Annotated in this window: 16 protein-coding genes; 8 read left to right on the top strand and 8 right to left on the bottom strand. The window is 38.6% G+C overall.

What is annotated here, in order from left to right:
* Window positions 1–70: 70 nt before the first annotated feature.
* On the bottom strand, window positions 71–3,295 hold the full coding sequence (locus CXF85_RS02210) for a glycoside hydrolase family 2 TIM barrel-domain containing protein (RefSeq protein ID WP_101226899.1): 3,225 nt from the start codon (window positions 3,293–3,295) through the stop codon (window positions 71–73).
* Between the two features lie 297 nt (window positions 3,296–3,592).
* Between CXF85_RS02210 and CXF85_RS02205 the strand changes: the two genes are divergently transcribed.
* The gene (locus CXF85_RS02205) at window positions 3,593–4,312 is read left to right on the top strand and encodes a FadR/GntR family transcriptional regulator (RefSeq protein WP_101226898.1); all 720 of its coding nucleotides are present in this window, start codon (window positions 3,593–3,595) and stop codon (window positions 4,310–4,312) included.
* 93 nt (window positions 4,313–4,405) lie between these two features.
* Here the strand turns inward: CXF85_RS02205 and CXF85_RS02200 are convergent, their stop codons facing one another.
* Window positions 4,406–5,275 (bottom strand): DMT family transporter, encoded by an 870-nt coding sequence (locus CXF85_RS02200; RefSeq protein ID WP_101226897.1) that lies wholly within the window; start codon window positions 5,273–5,275, stop codon window positions 4,406–4,408.
* 126 nt (window positions 5,276–5,401) lie between these two features.
* Here CXF85_RS02200 and CXF85_RS02195 point away from each other — a divergent pair, with 126 nt between their 5' ends.
* Window positions 5,402–6,295 carry a LysR substrate-binding domain-containing protein gene (locus CXF85_RS02195; protein WP_101227312.1) on the top strand — a complete coding sequence of 298 codons (894 nt, stop codon included), beginning with the start codon at window positions 5,402–5,404 and terminating at the stop codon, window positions 6,293–6,295.
* A gap of 202 nt (window positions 6,296–6,497) precedes the next feature.
* On the opposite strand, the gene CXF85_RS02190 is transcribed toward CXF85_RS02195, so the two are convergent.
* The 4 genes from CXF85_RS02190 to CXF85_RS02175 all read right to left on the bottom strand — a co-directional run bounded on the left by CXF85_RS02190 (window position 6,498) and on the right by CXF85_RS02175 (window position 12,366).
* Window positions 6,498–7,169, bottom strand: a complete 672-nt coding sequence (locus CXF85_RS02190; protein ID WP_101226896.1) for a Fe2+-dependent dioxygenase — start codon at window positions 7,167–7,169, stop codon at window positions 6,498–6,500.
* A gap of 140 nt (window positions 7,170–7,309) precedes the next feature.
* Window positions 7,310–9,514 (bottom strand): TonB-dependent siderophore receptor, encoded by a 2,205-nt coding sequence (locus CXF85_RS02185; protein ID WP_157829011.1) that lies wholly within the window; start codon window positions 9,512–9,514, stop codon window positions 7,310–7,312.
* 374 nt (window positions 9,515–9,888) lie between these two features.
* The gene (gene mmsB / locus CXF85_RS02180) at window positions 9,889–10,779 is read right to left on the bottom strand and encodes a 3-hydroxyisobutyrate dehydrogenase (protein WP_101226894.1); all 891 of its coding nucleotides are present in this window, start codon (window positions 10,777–10,779) and stop codon (window positions 9,889–9,891) included.
* An 84-nt stretch (window positions 10,780–10,863) separates the two neighbouring features.
* Window positions 10,864–12,366 carry a CoA-acylating methylmalonate-semialdehyde dehydrogenase gene (locus CXF85_RS02175; RefSeq protein ID WP_101226893.1) on the bottom strand — a complete coding sequence of 501 codons (1,503 nt, stop codon included), beginning with the start codon at window positions 12,364–12,366 and terminating at the stop codon, window positions 10,864–10,866.
* Window positions 12,367–12,876: 510 nt separating this feature from the next.
* Between CXF85_RS02175 and CXF85_RS02165 the strand changes: the two genes are divergently transcribed.
* Entirely contained in the window at window positions 12,877–13,818 is a 942-nt protein-coding gene (locus tag CXF85_RS02165) for a LysR family transcriptional regulator (RefSeq protein ID WP_101226892.1), read from the top strand.
* Window positions 13,819–13,988: 170 nt separating this feature from the next.
* Window positions 13,989–14,648 (top strand): response regulator transcription factor, encoded by a 660-nt coding sequence (locus CXF85_RS02160; protein ID WP_101227310.1) that lies wholly within the window; start codon window positions 13,989–13,991, stop codon window positions 14,646–14,648.
* 198 nt (window positions 14,649–14,846) lie between these two features.
* On the opposite strand, the gene CXF85_RS02155 is transcribed toward CXF85_RS02160, so the two are convergent.
* On the bottom strand, window positions 14,847–15,533 hold the full coding sequence (locus CXF85_RS02155; RefSeq protein ID WP_101226891.1) for a DUF4386 domain-containing protein: 687 nt from the start codon (window positions 15,531–15,533) through the stop codon (window positions 14,847–14,849).
* A gap of 369 nt (window positions 15,534–15,902) precedes the next feature.
* Complete coding sequence (locus CXF85_RS02150; protein WP_101226890.1) at window positions 15,903–19,472, bottom strand: hybrid sensor histidine kinase/response regulator; 3,570 nt, start codon at window positions 19,470–19,472, stop codon at window positions 15,903–15,905.
* A 286-nt stretch (window positions 19,473–19,758) separates the two neighbouring features.
* On the opposite strand from CXF85_RS02150, the gene CXF85_RS02145 reads away from it, so the two are divergent.
* The 4 genes from CXF85_RS02145 (at window position 19,759) to CXF85_RS02130 (ending at window position 24,617) form a co-directional block, all read left to right on the top strand.
* A complete protein-coding gene (locus tag CXF85_RS02145; protein ID WP_101226889.1) occupies window positions 19,759–20,799 on the top strand; it encodes a DcaP family trimeric outer membrane transporter in 1,041 nt (346 codons plus the stop codon).
* 109 nt (window positions 20,800–20,908) lie between these two features.
* Window positions 20,909–21,730 (top strand): ABC transporter ATP-binding protein, encoded by an 822-nt coding sequence (locus tag CXF85_RS02140; protein WP_101226888.1) that lies wholly within the window; start codon window positions 20,909–20,911, stop codon window positions 21,728–21,730.
* Window positions 21,730–23,727, top strand: a complete 1,998-nt coding sequence (locus tag CXF85_RS02135) for a long-chain fatty acid--CoA ligase (protein WP_101226887.1) — start codon at window positions 21,730–21,732, stop codon at window positions 23,725–23,727. Before CXF85_RS02140 ends, CXF85_RS02135 begins: the two co-directional genes overlap by 1 nt.
* The gene (locus tag CXF85_RS02130) at window positions 23,724–24,617 is read left to right on the top strand and encodes a branched-chain amino acid ABC transporter permease (protein ID WP_101226886.1); all 894 of its coding nucleotides are present in this window, start codon (window positions 23,724–23,726) and stop codon (window positions 24,615–24,617) included. The genes CXF85_RS02135 and CXF85_RS02130 overlap by 4 nt, the downstream gene beginning before the upstream one ends.
* The last annotated feature ends 10 nt before the right edge of the window (window positions 24,618–24,627 follow it).

Genomic DNA, 24,627 nt, shown 5'->3' with positions numbered 1-24,627 from the left:
CCTCTCAAAATTAATACCATGTGGTGCCACAGGTTATTATTATTATTATTATTTTTAGTATTAGTCGTCTTTATTTTACGCTGCGTGCCAGTTCCGCAACATTTACTGTTGCTTTGCTAGCAGGCTCGGCACTAAAAGGGACCAAGGTAAAACCGTACTGATAACTTTTTGCTGGGATAGTGTATTGGGCATGCACTAGGCGTCCCCAAGATGTATCGCCACCAACACCCATTTGTTTGTGATCAATATTTACCGTCACTAAATTTCTCATCGGCACTTCTGCACCACGTTTAGTGGTTACTGGTACTAAGCCTGACGCTGATTCTTCGCCATCTTTTCCGGCGATAAAATCAATGTCACTTTGCTTGTATGGCCAAGCGCTAGCGTTAAGTAATTGATCACCAACTGCTAATAATCCAGAGCCCTCGTTATTTTTTAATGCAAGCCAGCGCACATCCGTTTTGTTGGCATTTTCTTGTGGACGAACATAATGATGAATTTGATCTTTCACTAAGCTTTTATACAAGGATACTTGTGCAGATGTTTTTCTATCCGCATAGTTTTCATGTGGACCGCGACCAAACCAAGACAATTGTTGGAACTCACCCGGCATGGTTAATTGCATACCTAAACGTGGCAAGTTAGGCAATGTTTGCCCCGAAACTATGGTTAAATTATTTTGAACATGTATTTGTCCATCATGCTTAACAATATATTCGACTTGATAATCACCTTTGAAATCCGCTGCTGTATGGTGCGTTATCACTTTAATGCCGTTGGAAATTTTTGTCGATTCAAATGACGTTAAGGTAAGGTTGTCACTGGCAGTCTGCCAAATGGCAGCCCACTTTTGCATGCCATTACCTAAGTCATTATCTGTTGGTGCTCGCCAAAAGTTAGCCTTTAAAGGCGCTTTAAGTAAGGAGGTATTGTTATGGCTATATTGCGTTAACCAACCAGTATTTTTGTTGAAGGTTACTTGGGTATTATCACTTTTAAGCACCAAAGCGCTGTTGTTGTCTTGCTCAATAGTCATTTTAGACATGTTCGCCGTGCGTGGCGATACTTTGGCTTGGGCAAGTTTTACCGGTAGTTTGAACTGCTCAAAGGCTAATTCGTGTCCAGTTGATAACAACCCTTGAGGTGTTCGTAATACCGCAGATAAGGTAATGAAATACTCTTTATTATCACTGCTTGGTAATGTTGGCAGTGATACATCAATGGCTGCTTTTTTTCCTGGTTTTACTGACGGCATTGATTGATGGCCTTGAGCGAATAACTCACCATCAGCTTCAACTTTCCAGTGTAAATCGTACTGGGCTAAATCGATAAAATCATAGCGGTTTTCAATACTGTAATTGCCTTTATTAATATCTAGCGCAGCAAAGCGAATGGCTTGATACACTTTTTTCACTTCAAAAGCATGAGGGTTTGGTTTGCGATCAGGGCTCATTAAACCGTTATTTAAAAAGTTACCATCGCTCGCTAAATCAGGATGGAAGTCTTTGCCATAAGCCCAATACTTAACGCCGTTTTCATTGGTGTATTCTAGTGATTGGTCAACCCAATCCCAAATAAAGCCGCCTTGAAGCACATCGTATTTTTCAATGACTTGCCAATAATCTTTTAAATTACCAACGGAGTTACCCATGGCGTGGGCGTATTCAATCATTATGCCTGGGCGACTTGGATCAGACTCAGCATATTTGATTAAACGTTCAATTGACGGATACATAGGGGCAAAAACATCAGTGTAGTGTGCTTCTCCTGCTGGCTCATATTGTACTAGTCGGCTGGTATCATTATCTTTTAACCATTTGTAGGTAGCTTCAAATATCTTGCCTTTACCTGCTTCATTACCTAATGACCAGATAATAATAGACGGATGATTTTTATCACGCTCAAACATGCGTTGGGTGCGATCTAAGTGAGCGCCTAACCAGCTCATTTCATTGCCTAACTGCGTTTTTTCATCAATGGCTAATGGGTGAGATTCAATATTTGCTTCATCGATAACATATAAACCGTATTTATCAGTTAACTCATACCAGTAAGGATTGTTAGGGTAATGGCTAGAACGAACCGCATTGATATTAAATTGTTTCATCAATTGGATATCTTTTTCCATCGAGGCTTTAGTCACTACATGACCGTGCTGTGGATCGGTTTCGTGACGATCGACACCGCGAATAGTAATAGCTTTACCGTTAATAGTCAGTTGAGAATTAACCACCTCTAAATGCCTGAAACCAATATCATCACGGACAGATTCAATGGTATTACCTTTAGAATCTTTTAAATTAACTAGCAAGGTATAAAGGTTAGGGGTTTCAGCTGACCATAACGCTGGTTGCTTGATGTTACCGGCAAGGGATACTTCAATAGACCCTTTGGCTGATAACTTCACTTTACTTTTTTTACTCAGCAGTACCTTCATATTACTACGAGGGTCTAGTAGTTGTACTTCAACGTGCTGGTTAGCCTTTTTGTTATCATAGTTTTTTAAAGTAACATCAACAGTTAAGGTACCTTGGGTAAAGTTTTTATTTAATGTTGGCTTAGCATGCACATCAAAAACATGCTGCTTAGGTGTAGCGTAAAGATAAACATCACGCTCTATACCTGAGATACGCAACATATCTTGGCTTTCTAAATAACTGGCATCAGTCCATCGGCGAATTTGAAAGGCGAGTAAGTTTTTATCAGCTTGGAGGTACTTACTAATATCGAATTCTGCTGGCGTTTTAGAGCCTTGACTAAAACCGACTTTTTCGCCATTTAGCCAAACATCTAATGATGACTTAGCGGCTCCGACATGAAGGAAAACTTGTTTTCCTTGCCATGATTTTGGCAAGCTGAAAGGTTTACGGTAAGAGCCTATCGGATTGTAGTCTTTAGGCGCATCAGGCCATGTGGTGGTAAAGGGGAAACGCTCATCTAAATAAATAGGGTAACCAAAACCTTCTGTTTCCCAGTTACCTGGAACGGGGATTTGTGACCATTTTTCATCATTGAAATTGGCTGTTTGAAAGCCATCAGGCTTATTTTTTGGAGAACGTTGCCAGTCAAATTTCCACAATCCATTAAGTAACATAAAGTTATCATTTTGCTCTTTAACATTAATAAGTGCTGCATCACGCGATAGAAAGGGGAAAATTGTTGCGTGTGGCGCTTCTTTGTTAATGGCAAATACTTGATTGTTTTCCCAAGGTTCACGCTTTTGTGTTTTGGCATCGACATAAGGAGATAACAGAAAAGCTGTGGTAGCCATCAGTGGTAGTAATAACTTTATCATAGTGCGTATATTTAAATCATGGATACAATACTATTTATAATACAATTAAGGTGGGCGGAAGCAAGTTATTTTTTGTTAAAATTGTAAGTTTAGATTTTAGGGTATATACACTAAAATAATTGCACGATTATCCAGTTACTAAAATGCTTGGCTGTAAGCTCAGGGTACTAAAAGGACACTTACGATACTTATCTCAAATACTATGAATAATCAGATAGTTGATTGCTATGATTTGTCATACAAATGTAAATGATTTATAATCGACGATTAGCGTTAAAAATAGGGTAAAACAGTCACATGGAACCATCACACCGTAATTTGGCCCATCAGGTAGTACATGAGTTGGGTAAAAAAATCATGGAAGGAACTTATAAAGTTGGTGATAGCCTGCCTTCTGAGGCTGACTTGTGCACTCAGTTTAATATAAGCCGAACTGCAACGAGAGAAGCGGTTAAAATGTTAACGGCTAAAGGTTTAATTAGCTCTAGACCAAGACAAGGCATTAAAGTCGTTGATTCAAAGTATTGGAATTTATTTGATGTTGATGTGCTTAACTGGATTCTTTTAGGCAAACCTGACTTATATCTATTAAGACACTTTTTGCAACTTCGTTTAGCTATCGAGCCAGAAGCGGCATCGTTAGCAGCACAATTTGCTCAAGAGAGTGATATAGAAAACATTGAGCATGCATTAGTTAGAATGAAAAATGCGACTAATGGTCAAGACGATACCCATGAAGCGGATATTGATTTTCATAAGAGTGTGCTTTGCGCGAGTAATAATCCTTTCTTTATTCAGTTAAATAATTTTATTGAGACGGCACTTAAAATAAACATTCGTTTTACTAATCGACTGGTTGCGGTAACGGTTGAAGAGTATCAAGCCCATGTTGATATTTTTGAACTCATTAAAAATAAAAAACCACAAGAAGCTTTTGATGCCGCCTTGGTAACTCAAAAAGCAACCTTGGCTATAGTGAACAAACAAATCGAGGTTTTAGAGGCTGAAACAGCGTAAATTTATCATTAAAGTTAATTAGTAACAGATAATGAGTAATATTATTACTCATTATCTAGTCCATATTAGGAATTACCTATAAGTCATTACTAATTAGATGGTTTCTGCTTCAAGACGTTTTTTATTCGCTTCTACTTTAGCTAACCAAATAAGTGGTGCAATGATAAGCACGGTGCCTAGCAACATAGCTAAGTCAGGTACTTCATCAAACCATACAATGCCCACAGCAACAGCACATAACAAACCGCTATATTCAGCGCTGGCAATTTTACTGACTTGACCAGAGCGATAAGCAATTATACAAATTCCCGCATAAATTAAAATAAAGCTGCTTGAACCTGCTGCTGTTAGCATAGGGGCAAAGTCCCACGCTTTTCCTTCCCATATAGCCAATGAAAATGCCACCGGTATGCCAACTATATTTGTCATCAATAATGTTTGAAATACATTCTGCTTTTTAGGCAACTTTCTAATTAATAAATTATTAACGGCCATTGTTATCGCCACGATGAATGCCGCTATTGCCGCCCAATCAATATAAGTGGGTCTTATTACCACTAAGACACCAATAAATCCTAAAACAGCGACAATCACTGCTTGATTTGAAAGTTGCTCTTTGAATATCATCATCGCCAATGGCAGCATTAATAAAGGTGCAGCATAAAAAATGGCGTTTGCAGTGGCTAATGGCATGGCACTGATAGCAAATACCATAAAAATAGCGCCAAATAACCAGATGTGACCACGCAGAATATGCCACTTTAAACCCGCTAATAATGGTGCTTTATTGGTAAAAAAATATAACGGTAATAAAATAGCGACCGCACTAATTTGACGAAATAAGACAAATTGATAAACGGCCACATCTTCCGATAAGGTTTTGATCAACGCATCAGAAAAGACAGCAATTAAGTTACCTATAACAAGTAAAATCATTGCGCTTCCGACAGATATTTTTGGCATAGTCCTGCTCCTTTTCAAATATTACGATTAGTGATTAGTGATTAACGAACGAGATCATATTGCAAAACCATGTATTATGTATTATGTATAATGATTAAAATACGTTTACTATTAGCTGAGTTAATAATGAAATTACCACCATTGCGTGCTTTACAATGTTTTGAAGCAGTTGCTCGACTTAACAGCTTTTCAAAAGCGGCGGATCAACTTAATGTCACGCAAAGTGCCGTAAGCCATCAAGTTAAGTTATTAGAAGAGTATTTAGGTGAGTCGATGTTTAGTCGTCATGGTCGCTCGTTTGCTTTGACTGAAGTGGGGGAACGCTATTTTGAAGAGATCAGTAACTCATTAAGTAATGTCGCTAATGCGAGCCAACTTATTAGGGAAGGGCAGTCGGGTAAAATACGTCTGGCTTTGTATAGCTCAGTTGCGGTTAAGTGGCTTATTCCCCGTTTAGAAGATTTACGTCAACAGTATCCAGAGATTGAATTATCACTGAATATGATGGCAGATGAGCCTAAATGCAGCGATCAAGTAGCAGATTGCTTTATTACCGTTAATCCACCCAAAAATAATTTTGTAGTGGAATTTTTATATGAGGAACGTTTGTATCCTGTTTGCGGTAATAAAATATGGCAACAAATAAAAGATAAACCTTTGCCAGAGGCATTGTGGCAGCATCCTTTATTGTCGGTTCAAAACTTATTTCCGGGCGATGAACTTGGTGAAGATTGGCGTCAATGGTGCAAACTTGGCGGCTATGAATTACCCAAAGAGACCAAGGTGAATCATTTTAGTCATATGTTGCTAGCAGCAGAGGCCGCGCGTTATGACCAAGGCATTACCTTAATGAACCATTATTTAATGTCTGATCAAGACCGACAACAAAACTTTGTCCGTATTCCCTTACATGAATTGAGTACTGGCGATAATTTCTATTTTGTTTATAAAAAATCACGCGCCAAACAAACGGATATTGTTAAGTTGTGTCGTTGGTTAAAGCAACAATGTTTAGACTAGTAAACAGCTAAAAACTTTATATGTCTATGCAGTTAATTCAGAATATTGCAGTAAACGTCATCTTCGAAGTCTCTGATCGAAGATCCATCACTTTTTACAAACTGGAGTCAGGACAATAAGTGTCATCCATGGCACGTCCGAATAATACACCACGGGGATGACGTCCCTGAGCCATGTGTATAGTCATTAAGTCATTAAGTCATTAAGTCATAGCCCATTGGCGTAACAAATTTGCATGTGTTTTGGTAATACGATCAAAGGCATCGGTTTTACCATAATGCTCGATGATATCTTTACGGGCACAATCTAAATCAAATAAAATTTCACGTTGCGAAGCCTGCGGAATGTGGCTTTCAATCCAAGTGAGGGCAACCTTTCTTGAGCCAGAGGTCACTGGGTTTACTCGGTGTAATGTGGTGCTCGGATAAATAATGGCATCACCTGCGTTTAGCTTAAACGCCATTTCCATGCCTGATAAATTCATCACAAGTTCACCCCCTTCATACTCTTGTGGTGATGTTAAAAATACAGTGCATGAAATATCGGTACGAAGCACAGTTTCATTTGCCATGAGTGCATCATCAATATGATTGCCGTAACCACCGCCTAAGGCGGATTCGCTAATAATAAACGGCATCATAGACTTGGCGTATGATGCGCCAGAAAACTGTGGATGCTGTGTTAATGCGCCTTGCATGCCTTGTTGTATTTGTTCATTTAATTCAGATCCTCCTTGCCATTGCTGATTGTTTTTTACTTCTTTTGCATGCCAGCCAGCAGTGTCTATTCCACTAATAAAATCGCCGTGCTCAATCAATTGAAGGATAGAAGAGACTTGCTGCGCTGAAAGAACTTGGGGTAATTTTGTGATCATGATTTTGTGAACACTCCCTTAAACAGACCTATGTTATCAGGGAGAGTGTTTACCTATTTTTATTTAAAATGATAATGAGCAGTGCTAACGAGAACTACTCGTTAGCACTGACAGTTAGAAGTGTTCGTTAAAATTGCTCGTTAAAAGTGATAGTTTAATGATACGTTTACAGTTCTTGGTGTATTCGGTTGTACCGTAACCCAGTTAGCACCGGCTTCTACTCTGTTTTTATCAAAAACATTGTTGATAACTAATCCAGCATCCCAATTGTCGGTTTTGTAATAAGCACCCATATCGGCTTCAATATAAGCTTCCATTTCATAATCATTGTCATTTCGTACAGACTCATAACGTAATCCTAAAGAAAAGCTGATGTTTTCATCAAATATATAGTTGTTCCACAGAGATAATGCATGCTTTGGTGTGTTGTTTGCTTGAATACCTTTATCTTCACCTATGGTGTCATGTGCTTCAGTAAAAGCGTAACTTACACTGCTATTAAATTTTGGCGTAAAGTACATTGCCGCGTCTATTTCAACACCTTTCGACTCAAAGCTTTTACCGGAAAGTTGCGTTAATATCCAGCCATCTTCGCCTCTTTCCCATTTGGTACTGTTGGTTCGGTCTAACGCAAATAATGTTAATGCAGCGGTTAAATTATTGTTGAGTAAATCACCTTTAATACCTAGTTCGTAGTTATTGCCTTCAATCGGTTTGTAGTCTGTTTTTCCATGACCGTATTCAACAATATAACGACCTTTAATGGGTTCATAGGCGCGGCTATAAGTAGCAAATACATTAATATCGTCATTAATTTTTTGAACTAGGCCTAAATCCCAAAGCGATTCGTCAAAGCTTGTAGCAATTGTTTCACCATTACTTAAATCTTCTTGGTCTTGTTTAACATAAGCAAGACCAACAGCGACGGTAGTATTACCCAAACTAATACGGTCTTTTAGGTAAATATTGGTATCCGTTTGCGTACGAGGTTTGTAAGGGCTATCGACCAAACCATCAGGAATAGGGCCCGTCACTTGATTGTCTGGGTTTGATGCTGAAATCGGATTTTTGCCAACAGCATCTTCGCTACTTTGAAAAGCACGAGCAAAGTTAATATCCATCTCGCGATAGTTATAACCAGCAAGTAGGTGATGTTCAATGCTACCGGTTGTCACTCTGCCTTCAGCGGTGATATCAAATAAGTTATAGCTATCATCACCCGCCGAGTAAACCCATTTACGGTTGACCACATCTTTACCTATTTCATTTTCTAATGCCGAAGAATCAGAAATATATAAATCTAGTGCGTTAGAAGTCGTTTCGTTATGACGAACGTTTGCTGCAAGCTTCCAATCATCAGTTAACTGATGTTTAATAAGTAAGCTAGCGCTGGTTGATTCATTTTCGCCTATATCAATTGGGCTACCGTAATACTTGCCACGATTAATAGGTTTACCATAAGTGGTAACTTCACCCGTCTCAAAGTTAGACTCAAATACACCATCAGCATAACCACTACCGCCAGTGCGTTTACGGTCGCTTTTTTCAAAACGCGGTAATATTGTCGTGTTTTCACCAATGTCGAAGCTTAAAGCTGCATCGAATAACAGCTCTTCAATTTCACGGCCGTCTTGAAAGTGATCCCCTGAAGGTGTGTATTGCGCTAGCACTCGATATAAAATGCTTTCATCTGTTATTGGCCCCGTACTGTCTAAGTTAAAGCTGGTATTGTTTCGTTTAAAATTACCTGTATCACTTGAAACGTAACTACGGTTATTAAGTCCAATGGTTGTTTTAGCCGTTGTTTGCGGTTTTTTACTGGTAATATTAATTAAACCACCAGCAACACCTGCACCGTAAAGAATCGCTTCTGGGCCACGAAGGAATGTTGTATTTTCGGCATTGAATGTACTGGGTAATTTAGAGCCAGTGCCACCTTCACCACCTTGTAAAGAACGTAAACCATCAACCATTACATTGTCTATGCTGGTTGAGAAACCACGTGCAATGTAAGTACGATCCGCAGGACCATTCGCTCTAAAACCGGCCACATAATTAAACGCTTCTCTGACATCTTGTATTGCACGCATTTTCAATGCATCGGCATCAAGTTCCATCATAGAACGACCGGTATCTTTGATCGATACATCCATTTTTGTTGCTGTAGTGGCAGGTTTATCAATGTCACTCATTGGTCTACCTGACACTTCAATATGTTCTATGGTGTCTGAATCATAAGCATTATCAGAATTTACGCCTTGCGCTGAAACTGGATTAACGAGGGAAGAGATAAGTACTGTGCTTAAAGACACTTTAGTGATGTTTAATATTTTATTTTTAGTCATGTTTTCATTCGTCATGTTAAAAGATGTAATCAAATTAAGGTGAGGATACTAATGGTAATGATTATCATTTGCAAGTAGTTGTTGTTTGATTTGTTTGTAAATAAGAATTTAGCGAGGAGGAGTTATGTTTTTATTACTGTGGGTAATACTAAGGTGAACGTTGTAACCGAAGTTTATTTATAGTGAGTGGTTACTAATGGAGATAGCTTTAGTTTATTGATTAATATAAGTATTTAATCATATTAAATAAAAAGGCCGATACATAACGTATCGGCCTTTTTGTGATTTTAATTTGCTGTTTTTTGTACTGTTCGTTGTAAGTTATTTAATTATTTCTAAATAACTAAATAACTAAATAACTAAATAACTAAAATTTACTTTTTTTGATTGAACAGGTTAAAAGCACTGGAGAAATCTTTAGCACCATTACCGTTTGCAGCATGCATGGCATATAAACTACGCGCTAATGCACCCATAGGTGTTGATGAGTGACTTTTCACTGCGGTATCCATGGCTAAGCCTAAATCTTTAGCCATCAAATCAACCATAAAACCACCTTGATAATCATTAGATGAAGGTACATTTCCCATCACACCAGGGCAGGGGTTGTATACGTCAAGAGTCCAATTACTACCTGAACTCTTACTCATAATATTTGATAATACTGACGCATCTAAGCCATTACTGATACCTAATTGTAATGCTTCAGAAGTGGCTAACATTAATACTGATAACAACATGTTATTACAGGCTTTAGCGACTTGTCCTGCACCATGGTCACCCGCATGAAAGACATTTTTTCCCATATTATCTAAAACGGGTTTAGCTTGATTAAAGTCCGCTTCACTACCGCCAACCATAAAGCTTAAAGTACCCGCTACTGCACCACCAACACCACCCGATACCGGAGCATCAATAAAGTTAATGCCTTGAGCTAGTAATGCCGCACCAACGCTAATTGACGTTGGTGAATCGATGGTCGATGAGTCAATAACTAACGCGCCTTTGGCGATATGATTGATCAAACCATTTTCAGATAAATACACGGCTTCTACATGCTTACCAGCAGGCAGCATTGAAATGATAAATTCAGCATCTTTAACACAATCACTGGCTTGTGCTTGCGTTGTTGCGCCTTGTTCTACCACATGGGCAACAGCTTCTTTTGATAAATCAAAAACACAAACCTGATGTCCGGCTTTAACTAGATTGATGGCCATTGGGCCACCCATGTTACCTAAACCTATAAAAGCAATATTCGCCATGATGTTGATCCTTTTTTGTACTTAACTATTTCATATAAAAAATAGCCTCGACAATAATTTATTATAGAGGCTATAAAAGAAAACTTATTTCATACTAATCGTTGTATGAACATTCTGGCCATCTTGATGATCAGGTTCAAACCAACGCGTTGTTACAGAGCGGGTATGTGTCCAAAAGCTCACGGTTTGTTTACCATTTGGTCCTAAGTCGCCCAGTTTAGAAGCTCTTGAACCGGTAAAGCTAAAGAAAGCAACTGGAACCGGAATAGGAACATTGATACCTACTTGGCCAACATCGACTTCGTTTTCAAATAATCTAGCATTCCAACCTGAAGAGGTGAACAAAGAGGTACCATTGCCATTAGGATTAGCATTGATGATGGCGATAGCTTCTTCGAGTGTTTCAGCTTCTAACACACATAACGCTGGGCCAAAGATTTCTTGAGTATAAATATCCATGTCGGTAGTCACATTAGTAAATAATGTTGGTCCAACAAAGTTACCGTTCGGATAACCTTCAACCTGACAATCTCTACCATCAACTAGCATAGTCGCGCCTTGTGCAACGCCACTATCAAGTAAGCTGATAATACGTTTTTTCGCTTGCGGTGATACGACTGGACCTAAGTCAGCATCACGCTGAGAGCCAGGACCCACTTTCATTAACTTTGCACGTTCAACTATTTCTGGTAACCAGTTACGCGCTTCGCCGACTAAAATAGTCACCGGGTTAGCCATACAACGTTGACCCGCTGCACCAAAAGCTGAACCGAGTAAATCATTAATGGCTCTGTCTTTATTGGCATCAGGCATGATAACCATGTGGTTTTTAGCGCCCATCATCGATTGTGCGCGTTTTCCGTGTTTGCTCGCATGATTGTAGATATGCGTACCAACATGAGTAGAGCCAATAAACGATACTGCTTTTACGTGTTCATGTTCAATTAAGGCATTAACTTCATCAGGGCCGCCGTGAACAACATTGATAACGCCAGCAGGTAAACCTGCTTCCATCGCTAATTCAACAAAGCGTACTGTTGATGAAGGAGCTTGCTCTGAAGGTTTAAGTACAAAGGTATTACCGCATGCAATGGCAGGTGGAAACATAAAGGCAGCAAGCATTAAGGGGAAGTTAAACGCGGTAATGCCTAAACCTACGCCAAGTGGTTTATGCAAAGTATAAGTGTCTACGCCAGTAGCAACATTATTACCCATATCGCCTAGTTGTAAACGTGTTACTGAACAAGCATTTTCAATAGCTTCTAACGCTCTACCTACTTCGCCTTCAGCATCAGGTAAGGTTTTACCATGCTCCAATGTGACTAGTTCGGCTAATTCTTGCGTGTTTTCACGCACTAAGTGAGCAAAGTTCACCATAATGCGCATGCGATTAGTTAATGAGGTTTTAGACCATGTTTTGAATGCTGTTTGTGCACTTTGCACGGCTAATTCAACTTCTTCTGGGGTTGCAATAGGTACACGAGCAACAACTTCTTGCGTTGCTGGGTTTAAAACATCCAACCACTCTTTAGTTTGTGAACGGATTTTTTTACCATTAATGATTAGTGGAACTTCAGTAATACTCATAGCAACCTCGATTAATTAAAAGTTTGGGAAATGTTGAAAAATTAAAATTATTTAAATCTATATAAGCAAGATAGGCTTTTCTTTATATTCTCACAATAAACATAAATGCAATGCGCTTTGCTTTTTTGCAATAGCGAGGTGTAAGCAGTACACTTATACCCGTTCCACTTGAAGATGCATGATTCAGCTGGAATTAGAAACGGCTTTAGGCAAGGCATTGATTGAAGAGAATAGTTATTCTATTGTCGAAATCAATAACGCAGCATAAAGCGTTTCTAAACCAGCCCTTTGGGGAAGGCTGAGCAAATCATACTCGTCGTTACATTTGTTTTTAAGGGAATGACCCGTAATAAAAAAATGTGCCTTGATTATGAATCGCTCAGATTTCCTGAAACGAGCATCTACAAGTGGAATGGGTATATACCCAAGTCACTAAGTTTTTAAGCACACCAGCATGGATATTTTAACCAGTACAAGTGGACAATCATTTAATGGAATGGGTATTACTAGATGAATTGGGATGATATAAAAATATTTCTTGAAGTTGCTCGGGCTGAGCGATTATCAACAGCGGCTAAGCGCTTAACTATGGATGCATCAACTGTGTCTAGGCGTTTGCATAAGCTAGAAGAGAGCATAGGTACGAAGCTTTTTGACCGAACGCAAGAGGGACACGTATTAACCGCGGATGGAGAAATGTTACTTACCTCAGCCTGTAAAATGGAACAAGATGCACAACATGCGTTGTCTAACATTCATAACAACAATGAAGATAATTGTGGTCTAGTGCGCATTGGTGTTACCGAGGCATTGGGTAACTTTTTTGTTTCACCGAACTTATTGTCATTACAACAGCAGTATCCCAATATTGACGTGCATTTATTACTGTTTTCACGTTATGTCAAAATTAGTAGAAATGAAGCGGATATAGCGATTGCGGTAGAGCGTCCTAAAAGTACTTCTATGATAGTGTCAAAGCTGTGTGATTATAAATTACAGCTTTACGTGCATCAGGACTACCTAGACAAGAGCTTTGATAAGAACCTAGATCGTAACGTAGAACTGCATACTCAGGGCATAACCCTTGATAATTTAGCAGAGCAGAAATGGGTTACTTACGTGGATAATTTATTATTTACCGACCAGTTATCTTATACAAAAGAGCTGAATCGTTACTTAGATGGCGAGTTAAAAGCAAATTTTAGTAGCACCAGTATTATCAGCCAATACTTTGCTATTAAAAGTGGTTTAGGCATTGGTATTTTACCCTGCTTTTTGGCCGATCAAGATAAGAGTCTCATTAAACTTCATAGCCAAGAAATTAGTATTAGCCGAAGTTTTTGGTTGGTTACTCATCCCGAGAGTAAACGTCTTTCACATGTAAATACCGTGTGGCAATACTTAAAACAGCTGGTACAAGAACATGAAGAACTGTTAAACCCAAGTGATTAACCATTGAGGTGATAAAAATTATCAGCCAAAGGGGATTGGACAGAAAGACTAAAGTCTCGCTAGCAGCTTTATAAAGACTTTGTTATTGTGTTAGTAATATTAAAAGTTTTCACTTAATAAGAAATTAGTCATTATTTAATAAAATAATAGATTAATCGATGAGTAATACTATGTTTAATAACATGAAAATAATACTGGCAGATGATCATCCTCTATTTCGCCAAGCGCTAACTATTACCTTAAAAGCTCATTTTGACGGGGCAATAATTATTGACGCGCAAAATATTCCAGAACTTGAGCAGCATTTACAAAGCAAAGAAAAAGCTGATTTATTACTGCTTGATCTTGATATACCGGGAGCGAATGGTTTTAACAGCCTAATTACCATTAGACGTTCATATCCTGATTTAGGGATTGTTATTATTTCTGGTTTTGAAGATAAAGAAACCATTCATAAAGCGATGAGTTATGGTGCTGCGGGTTTTATTCCTAAATCGACGCCAGTGCCTAAAATGGTGGTAGCGATAAAAGAAGTGTTAAATGGCACATTATGGACACCTGAAGGTGAATTTAATCCAAGTGAGCAGGCGGCTCAGACGGATGATAAAATCGCATCATTAACCCCAAAGCAGCATGAAATATTATTAATGTTTGCAGGCGGTTTACTAAATAAGCAGATAGCTTATGAACTAGGTACCTCTGAGTCGACCATTAAGAGTCATGCGAGCATTATTTTTTTGAAGTTAGGTGTACGTAATCGAACTCAAGCCGTTATCGCCTTAAATGAATTACAGTTGCATCAAAATACATTTGGTCAATCAACGAAGTAATAGCACAAATAAACAGTGCTACGTAACTCGAGTAATCATTGAGTATGATTACTCTTGCCACAAAACGGTCGCATCCTAAACGAACCGATATCATGAATGATTAGAGGCTAAATCGGACGTGATATCTTGCTTATCTACCGGCAGCTTCTACGACATAGCCCTCCAAGCAGTTGGTCATAAATCAACTGATTTTTATAACTATTTTTCTTTCAACTGTTTATCTTTAATGCCCATAATCAATAACCATAAGCAAATCCCGATTTCACCCAAGGAGCCAGGTCTGCCAACAAAACTTGGGATATCAATACTTGGATAAAGTATGGCTCCAAAGAACTTAATCAAATAACCAAAGCAGCCAAGCATTAGCAAAATACCAAATAACTTAGGAACATAGCCTGACTTAAATGCTAAATAGCCAAAAGGAAATAACCAAAGCCCCCAAAAGATTTGAATGATCATAATTCCATTATTATATGATTTTAATAATAACATTACTTTTGCATTTAGTTGGTCAATAGTGAATACATCAAGATATTGCGCGTCACTTAATATTGTTAACACATTGAATTTATCAATCATATTGAAAAGAGAGAGAGGAACACTGACCGCAGCAAAGACTACCATGAGTACAGCGTATTTCTTATTAACTGTCTTGAACAGATCAAACAAAATGAAAGGTAATATTAAGAAAAAAATATAACAAAGTACGCCTGCCGCAATACCTGAGCGGAATAGAAATTCATTAGACTTAATATTATTAACCGTAGTTGCCGCATCTGCCCAAACAATAAGTTGAGATGGCACATAGAGCAGGTTAAATATCCCTGTTACCACAACAAGTAAATATACAAATCCAGCTAATCTAGCTGTATTATTTTTAGTCATTCTTTTTACCCTCTTTATTATGTTTGATGGATTTAGCCTCCTATTTTTTAGGGGCTTAATATTGCGTTAAGTAAATAAATATTATTGACTTAAGTTTAGCAAACGCCATGCCACAACTTAATTCATTGATTTTATTGTGGTAATTGTTTGTTGGAGTGGAGGATGTAATCTAATCCCATAATTGGGAATGATAAATTTCAATAATGGGATGGTTTGAATTTATGCATGATAGATAACAACCACGGGGGGAAATTTACTTTGACTAAAACGTTGAGCTGAGTGAACGTGGGGCATCCAAGAGCCTCGCCTGCTTATTCCTATTTTTTTAGATTGAAAAGTACAACAAATATTGCGTTATACACCTCAATCTTATTTAAGGTTATGTGAGTAGTTTTTCGCTAATTCTTTAGTCAGTAATGAGCTCATTAATGCACGTAACGCCAGTGGTTTAATAATTTTTCGTAAGTAGCCAATATTGTGCTGCTTAGCTAAAGTCATCAGGGTTTCATCGGTGGTTGCGGTAATAAGTACGGCGGGTAACGCATAATGACTCATCGCTCTTAGTTGTTTAATGAGTGTTATGCCATTTACAACATCAAGTGGGCATGAGTTGCTATTGTTGTTATTACTTAACATATCAGTAACTATGGTCATGTTGTCGTCTTGACATCCATTTAATTGGAAGTCCACCAATAAAATATCTATTTCATCTTCATGTTTTGCGTAAATTTCTCTGGCCTGCTGCGCGTTAACAGCAGTAAAAACCTGACATTGCCATGCGCCTAATAATTTAGACATCCCCTCAAGTATGCTTGGCTCATTATCTATACATAAAACACCAACACCTTGTAAGCTCATGTTAGCAGGTGGCAATGTCTTTCTCTTGGCTAGGGGCTCTTGAGTCACAGGAACATTAATACTAAAAAGACAGCCATGACCCTGTTGTGATTTTAGATTAAGTGGGTGATTAAGAATTTTTGCCAAACTTTGTGCAATATTGAGGCCTAGACCAAGCCCTTTATGACCAATAGCATTGCTATTACTTAATTGCGTAAACTGCTCGAACACTTGTTGATGCTTGTCTTGTGGAATACCGGGGCCATTATCAAATACTTGTATTGATAGCTCATTACCTTGTCTTCTACAGCCCAATAATACTTTACTTTGGCTTTTGTTTTTATTGTTGTCGTTTTCACTGTTATGGGCATAACGAAAGGCATTACTCAGAAAGTTTTGGATGATCCGAGCCAGTAGTGTGATGTCACTAGCGATATAAAGCTTGCTCATTTTACAGTGAAAATCTACTTGGTATTCATCAGTTAAAACATCAAACTCACTGGCTAATAGCGTGAAAAGTTTTTTGATTTCAATGGCCTCAATAGTTGGCGTGATATTACCACTTTCAATACGGGCAATTTCATTGAGATCAAGTAATAAACTGTTGGCTATTTCTAATGAATTATCGATTTGTTTTATTTGTTGACGTTCGTCATGGGTAACTCTAGAGCTTAAAGATATAGCGGATGAGAACAATCGTGCTGCCGATAATGGTTGCAATAAATCATGACTACAAGCTTTTAAGTATTGGCTTTTTTTTATGTGCGCCTGCTCTGCTTTAGCCCGTTCTTTAACAAGCTCTAAGTTGGTAAGTGCTAACTCTTTATTAGCCTGTTCAAGCTCAGCGGTACGAAATTTAACCCTTGATTCTAGATCGGTATTTTCTTCTTTAAGCACTTTTTCTGTTTGACGATATTTGGTGATATCAGAAAATATCATCACAAAACCTCCACCTGGAATGGGATTACCTTCAATGTGAATGGTTTTTCCATTGTTCAGCTTGTACTCTGAATTATGACGACTGCCAGCTTTGATAAATTGAATCCGTTTTTCTACTTGCTGAGCAATATCGCGAATAAAATAGCTTTGTTGGCTCAAGTTGAAATGAATTAACTGGCTGGCAGGGCAGCCAATATAAATAAAATCATCAGGGTAATTAAAAATATCTAAGTAGCGTTTATTCCACGCAACCAATTTTAGATCGCTATCTATAACCGAAATGCCTTCTCTGACATTTTCAATTGCACCTTGTAATACTGTGCGGCTAAACTCTAATTGCTGAGTGGAATTATCTTCCACCAATTTAGCGACTTGATCAAAGGCCATGCCTCGGCCACTGATGGCAAAAGAGGTGACCAACTTTGCTGAGGCCGAGCCTAATACACGAGCTAGGGTATTTTCGGCATGAAATAATATTGCCTCATTATATTCTTTGTTGTTCTTACTCTGATGCGCAGTATGAAATTGCTGAAAACAGTCACTGGCTTTATCTTTACCAATGAATCTAGCGACTAAAAATTCTAATTCAACAACGTCTACTTTGGGTTGAGAGGGTAAGCGCCACTTAATTTTTTTCCTGTCTTTGTAAAAAAATTCACTTTGCATTTGTTCACGAATACTTTGTCTAGTGACTAAAGAAACAAGCCAAAGCGCGATAACATTAACAAGTAAACCAATAAGCGTGATGACGGTGGTTTTAGGTAAATCCGTGTTTTCAAAGGGATGAGCATATAGGCCTAACTGAGGTAATAAATTAAAGACTGCCCAAATGATAAAGCCACTACTTATACCGGCAAGTACACCGGCGAGTGTTGCTTTACGCCAATAAAAGGCTGCAAATAAAGCTGGCCCAATTTGCGCGAGAGCACCAAAAGCGACTTCGCCTAATGAAGATAATGTATCGGGTGGCGATAATAACAATAAACCATAACTCAAGAAGATGACCAGCATCACTAAGGTTTTACGAATGAATAATAACTGCAATTGAAAGTGATTAAAGTCTTGGTTCTTCTGGCGAGAAAAGTTAAACATTAATGGAAAGATAATTTCATTACTGAGCATGGTGCTTAACGCGATAGTCGAAACAATCACCATAGAACTTGCAGCTGACACCGCGCCTAAAAAGGCAAATAAAGACAGCCACACATGACCGTTATACGCAGGTAAAAAAAGTACATAAGCGTCAGCAGATAACGAATTACCATAATTTAAATTACCGGCTAAGCCGAGAAAACAAGCAAAAAAACCAAAGATAAGTAAATAAACCGGTAACACCCATCGTGCCATAGCACTTGATTTTTTATCTTTTATTTCAACAAACATCACTTGAAATTGTCGTGGCAAACACAAAAAAGCAGACATGACGATAATCAGCATACCGAATAAACCAAATAGGCTACTAAATTCAAACTGTTTACTAATATCTAACTGATCTTTAGATAATTCCCAAATATCCATTGGCGAGTCATAAATGATAAAACAAACAAATAGACCCACTAACAGAAACGCAATTAACTTCACCATAGATTCAAAGGCAATCGCTATCATTACCCCAGGATGACGCTCGGTTATGTCGATAGTACGAATGCCAAAAATAATGGTAAAAACAGCGAGGATAATGCTAACAATTAGGCCGAGTTGCCATATGGGTAAATCTTGAGTTTGTTGTAAAATTTGATAGGAATTAACAATCGCCTTTAGCTGCAACGCTATATAGGGCATGGTTCCTATTAAGGCTACTATGGTAATAATAACAGCGAGAATTTGAGACTTACCAAAACGTGCGGATAATAAATCTGCAATGGAAGTGATTTTCAATTGTAAGCTGGTTTTGATAATGCGTTGGATAAACGGCCAAGCAAAAACAAACAATAAAATAGGCGCTAAATAGACAGAAATAAAAGTAAATGAATGGTTGGCTGCTTGTGCTGTGGTGCCTAAAAACCCCCACGAGGTACAGTACACACCTAAAGATAATGCATAGATAATCGTTTGCTGTTTTGCCTTTAGCTTATTGCGATATTTCCCCCCCAGATGAGCAATAAGAAATAACAGACCTATATAGCCAATACTGACGCTAACTAACAACCAATTTGAAAACATACCATTCTCTTAAACACTTTCCTACTGCTGAATTTAACATATTTTTTTAGATAAAAATCGTTATATCCCTACGACTTAAGTACTAGTCCTTGCGTGGTTTTTACCTACGACTAAGGGACTAGTCGCTTGGTGCTAGGCGCTAAGTGCTAAGCCTTATTACCGATTGTTACATTTTTGTACTGCCTTACTATGATTGAGCAAACCTTAGTTAGATGGTTATAAAAATAGTTATAAAACATGAAATATACAGAATAAATAAAAAACTAATAAAACAAGGGAAATAGCAATGTTTACCAATAAATTCAAAAAATTATTACTGTCTTCATCTTTACTTGTCGCCGCAAGTGCAGCTAATGCGGGCTACGACATTAAATTAACCGATGAAGATAAAATCTCTTTTGGTGGTTATATCAAAGTAGACGCGCGTTATGTAGATGGCGATGTCGCTTATAAGCCCTTTTGGATAGGGTCAGGTACTGCGTTAGATGAAAGTAAATCTAATTTTGGCCTATTTGCCAATGAGACACGCTTCAATATGAAGTATACCCATGACGACGTTATGGGCTTTATTGAGATGGATTTTTGGGGCGGTGGTGGTAATGAAATTATCTCTAACTCAGCTAATCCACGTATTCGTCATGCTTTTATTAAATATAAAGATGTTGTCGCAGGTCAAACCTGGTCAACCTTTATGAATACCAGCGCCATTCCTGAATCTGCAGATTTCGCTGGCGCTACCACGGGCTTAGTTTTTATCCGTCAAGGTCAAGTTAGATACACCATGGGTAATTTTCAAGTATCTATTGAAAATCCAGAAACTTGGGGCGGGGAAACAGGCAATGACACTGTGCCAGATGTTGTTGGCCGTTATAACTTAAAAGGCGATTGGGGTAGTGTTTCTTTCTCTGCTTTAGGCCGTCAACTACACACTGAATTAGGTAATACAGAAACTGCCATTGGTGGTTCAATTGCGGGTCGTATTAAAACGGTTGGTAAAGATGATTTCCGTTTTCAGCTTCATCAAGGTGAGTTAGGACGCTATGTGGGTGTTGCTTTTACTAAGGATGTAGTTGGTGAAGAAGTTGAAGAAACTACCGCTTATCTTGCGGCATATCGTCATTACTGGACTGAGACCTTGAGAACAACGGTACTTTATGGTCGCGCTGAAGCGGATGTTTCAGGTGCAGATACCAGTCAATGGAGTGTTAACTTATTTCAAAACTTAACGAAACAACTTTCAGTGGGCGCAGAAATAGGACAGTTCATTATGGATGATAAAGACGCTGATTCGATGTATGCACAATTATCACTGAAGTACGTACTTTAGGCATGACTTTTCATACGTAACATTCCCCATTTTTGTTACGTTTTTGGAGGGGGGATTTCCCCCTCCTTTTTTATTACAGACATTATTTTATCAATTGAGGAGTGTGAGTATGATTGAGTCAATACTCAAAGTAGAGCATGTTTCATTAGCGTTTGGTGGCGTAAAAGCACTAACTGACGTTAGCTTTGAAGTTCCCCGTGGCTCTGTATTTTCCATTATCGGCCCTAATGGCGCTGGTAAAACCTCTATGCTTAATTGTATTTCAGGTCGCTATCGCCCTAATTCAGGCAATATCATTTTCAATGACCAAGATGTCACGTCATTGCGCCCAAACGATAGAGCTGATCTTGGCATGGGTCGAACCTTTCAAAACTTAGCCCTGTTTGGTCACATGTCGGTTTTAGACAATATTATGGTTGGCCGCCATCACTTATTGAAAAACAACTGGTTAACGGGGCCTTTATATTGGGCATCTAATGCGCAAAAAGAAGAACTTGCTCACCGTCGTTATGTTGAAGAAATTATCGATTTTTTAGAAATTTCCCATATCAGAAAATCTGTCGCAGGCACTTTATCTTATGGTCTACGTAAGCGTGTTGAGCTGGCGCGCGCGATGGCATTAAAACCTAAGTTAATTCTTCTAGATGAGCCGATGGCAGGTATGAATTTAGAAGAAAAAGAAGATATGGCGCGTTATATCCTCGACTTAAATGAAGAGTTTGGCATCACAGTAGTGATGATTGAGCACGACATGGGCGTAGTAATGGATATATCTCATCAAGTGATGGTACTTGATTTTGGTAAAAAGCTAATGTCAGGTTTACCTGATGAAGTGATGGCAGATCCACATGTGAAACGTGCTTATTTAGGCATAGAAGATGATGACGAAATTGAATCCGCTAATGCCTATGAAGAAAAGGAGGCGAGCTAATGTCTACGCAATTACCAACAAATAAACAAGATTTCGAAATGGGAGAGTTAGATACTTTTCCTAAAATATTAAGACACAACGCTAAAAATTGGCCAAATGAAACAGCCATGCGTGAAAAAGAGTTTGGCATTTGGAACGAATTTAGTTGGCAAGATTATAACAATCGCGTCAAGTGGTTATCACTAGCGTTAATAAAGTTAGGGGTTAACCCTAAAGAGGCGATTGCTTTATTAGGTGATAACAGACCGGAATGGGTTTGGGGTGAAGTTTCTGCTCATGCTATGGGTTGTTACTCTATCGGAATTTTTCAAGATTCCTTACATGAAGAAGTTGTTTATTTATTGAATAAAAGTAATGCCACTGTCGTTATTGCCGAAGATGAAGAGCAGTGTGACAAGTTACTTGAGTTAGGCGATGAAATTACCGATGTGAAAATTATTGTTTATTGCGACCCGCGTGGTATGCGCAAATATGACGATAAGCGATTGATCTCTATTGAAGAGATATACAAGCAGGGACAAGAGATAGATAAAATGTCCCCTGACTTATACGACTCCTATGTTGATGCAACGGATGCTAATGAAACCGCTATTTACTGTACAACTTCAGGCACAACGTCTAAGCCTAAAATTGCCTTTTTAGGCGGTGGTAACTTTGTTAAGCACTGTAGTTCATATTTACGTGCTGACCCTCGCCAGCCAGGCGATAACTATGTGTCTGTATTACCTCTGCCATGGATCATGGAACAAGTTTATGCCGTTGGCCAAGCGTTAATTTCGCGTCAAATAGTTAATTTTGTTGAAGGACAAGAAACACTGATGGCCGATTTACGTGAAATTGGCCCTAGCTTTGTGTTACTTGCACCCCGTGTTTGGGAAGGTATTTTAGCCGATGTTAAATCCCGGATGATGGATTCAACACCACTTAAACAAAAGTTGTTTGATTTTGCCTTTGCTCGGTCTGAAAAAGCACAACTTGCCGGTAAACGTTCATGGTTTGCCGACTTTTTACTGATGAATGCCTTAAAAGATAGATTAGGTTTTACCTATTTAAAATCCGCTGCAACAGGTGGCGCGGCTATGGGGCCTGATACCTTTAGGTTTTTCCAAACCATTGGTGTACCGCTACGTCAGCTTTATGGTCAAACTGAGTTATGTGGTGCTTACACAGTACACAAAGAAAATGATGTTGATTACGACAGTGTTGGTGTTGCCTTTGATACCGCCGAAGTAAAAGTTATTAATACCGATAAAGCCGGTGTTGGTGAAGTTATCGCTAGAACGGTTGGTATGTTTACTGGTTATCTAGATAACCAAAAAGCCTATGACGAAGATGTGATTGATGGTTGGATGCATACCGGTGATGCCGGTTATTTCAAACCGTCAGGTCACTTAGTTATTATTGATCGCATTAAAGATTTAGCTAAAACCAGTAATGGCGTGCAGTACTCGCCACAATATATTGAAAACAAACTGAAGTTCTCATCATTTATTGGTGAAGCCGTTATTTTAGGTAAAGACAAACCTTACTTAAGCGCCATTATTTGTATTCGCTTTTCCATTGTTTCTAAGTGGGCAGAGCAACAAGGTTACGGTTTTACTAACTACACCAGCCTTTCAGCGTTACCTGAAGTTTATCAAAAGCTTACTGAAGAAGTTGAAAAGGTTAACGCGACCTTACCTGATGCACAAAAAATCAATAAGTTTATTTTGCTTTATAAAGAGCTCGATGCGGATGACGGTGAATTAACGCGTACACGTAAAGTACGACGCACGGTTATTGCTGATAAATATGGCGACATTATTGAGTCGATTTATGACAACAAAGATAGGGTTGATATCGATACGGTGATCACTTTTCAAGATGGTGGTAGCTCACGCATTCAAACGCAACTTAAGGTCGCTACAGTCATAAAAAGAGAAGGTGAAAGTGATAGTCAACATGATGGTAGTGCTGTTTCATCCATAAGTAGTCAAAACCAGAGGAAAGCATCATGAATTTTGAACTCTTAACTCAATTAATTATCAACGGCCTTATTGTTGGCTTGTTATACGGTGTTATTGGTATGTGTTTTGTGTTGGTTTATAAATCAACGCAAATTGTTAACTTCGCCCAAGGCGAGTTTTTATTGATTGGCGCCTGGGTCTGTTGGGCATCATTGATTTACTTAGAGTTACCTTTCTTTGTTGGCTTCCTATTATCGCTCGTCTTCATGGCTGGTTTTGGTGTGTTGCTACAAATGATAGTGCTACGCCCTATGATTGGTGAGCCGATTATTTCGGTGATCATGGTCACTATCGGACTGTCTATTTTCTTCCAAGCGTTAATGAAGTGGATATTTGGTGTTTCACCACAAAGTTACCCGCAAGTATTTGATACACAGTCAATTAACATCATGGGATTAAATGTAGAAATGGCGTACTTGATGAGTACGGTGATTGCGTTAATTATCATGGTCGCGTTCTATTTATTCTTCAAACACTCTAAACATGGCTTAGCGATGAGAGCGACCGCTTTTGATCAACAAGCGTCGCAAAGTTTAGGCGTATCAGTAAAACATGTATTTGCCATGAGTTGGGGCATTGCGGCAACTGTTTCCGCTACGGCAGGCATCGTGATAGGTATGGTTAATGGCGTGTCAGATTCACTGTCTATTATGGGTATCAAAGTATTCCCAGCCGTGATCTTAGGGGGATTAGACTCCATTGTTGGCGCTATTGTTGGCGGTATTATTATCGGTGTCTTGGAAAATGTAGCTGAGTTTTTTGATAGTCAATATTTACACATAGGCAATATGTACGACATCGCACCATTTTATGTGTTGTTAATTATTCTTTGGTTCAAACCTTATGGCTTATTTGGCACCCAAGACATTGAAAGAATATAGATCAATTAAA

Origin of the sequence: Colwellia sp. 75C3 (assembly GCF_002836255.1) — a bacterium.
Classification (GTDB): domain Bacteria; phylum Pseudomonadota; class Gammaproteobacteria; order Enterobacterales; family Alteromonadaceae; genus Colwellia.
This window is presented reverse-complemented; position numbering and strand designations above follow the sequence as displayed.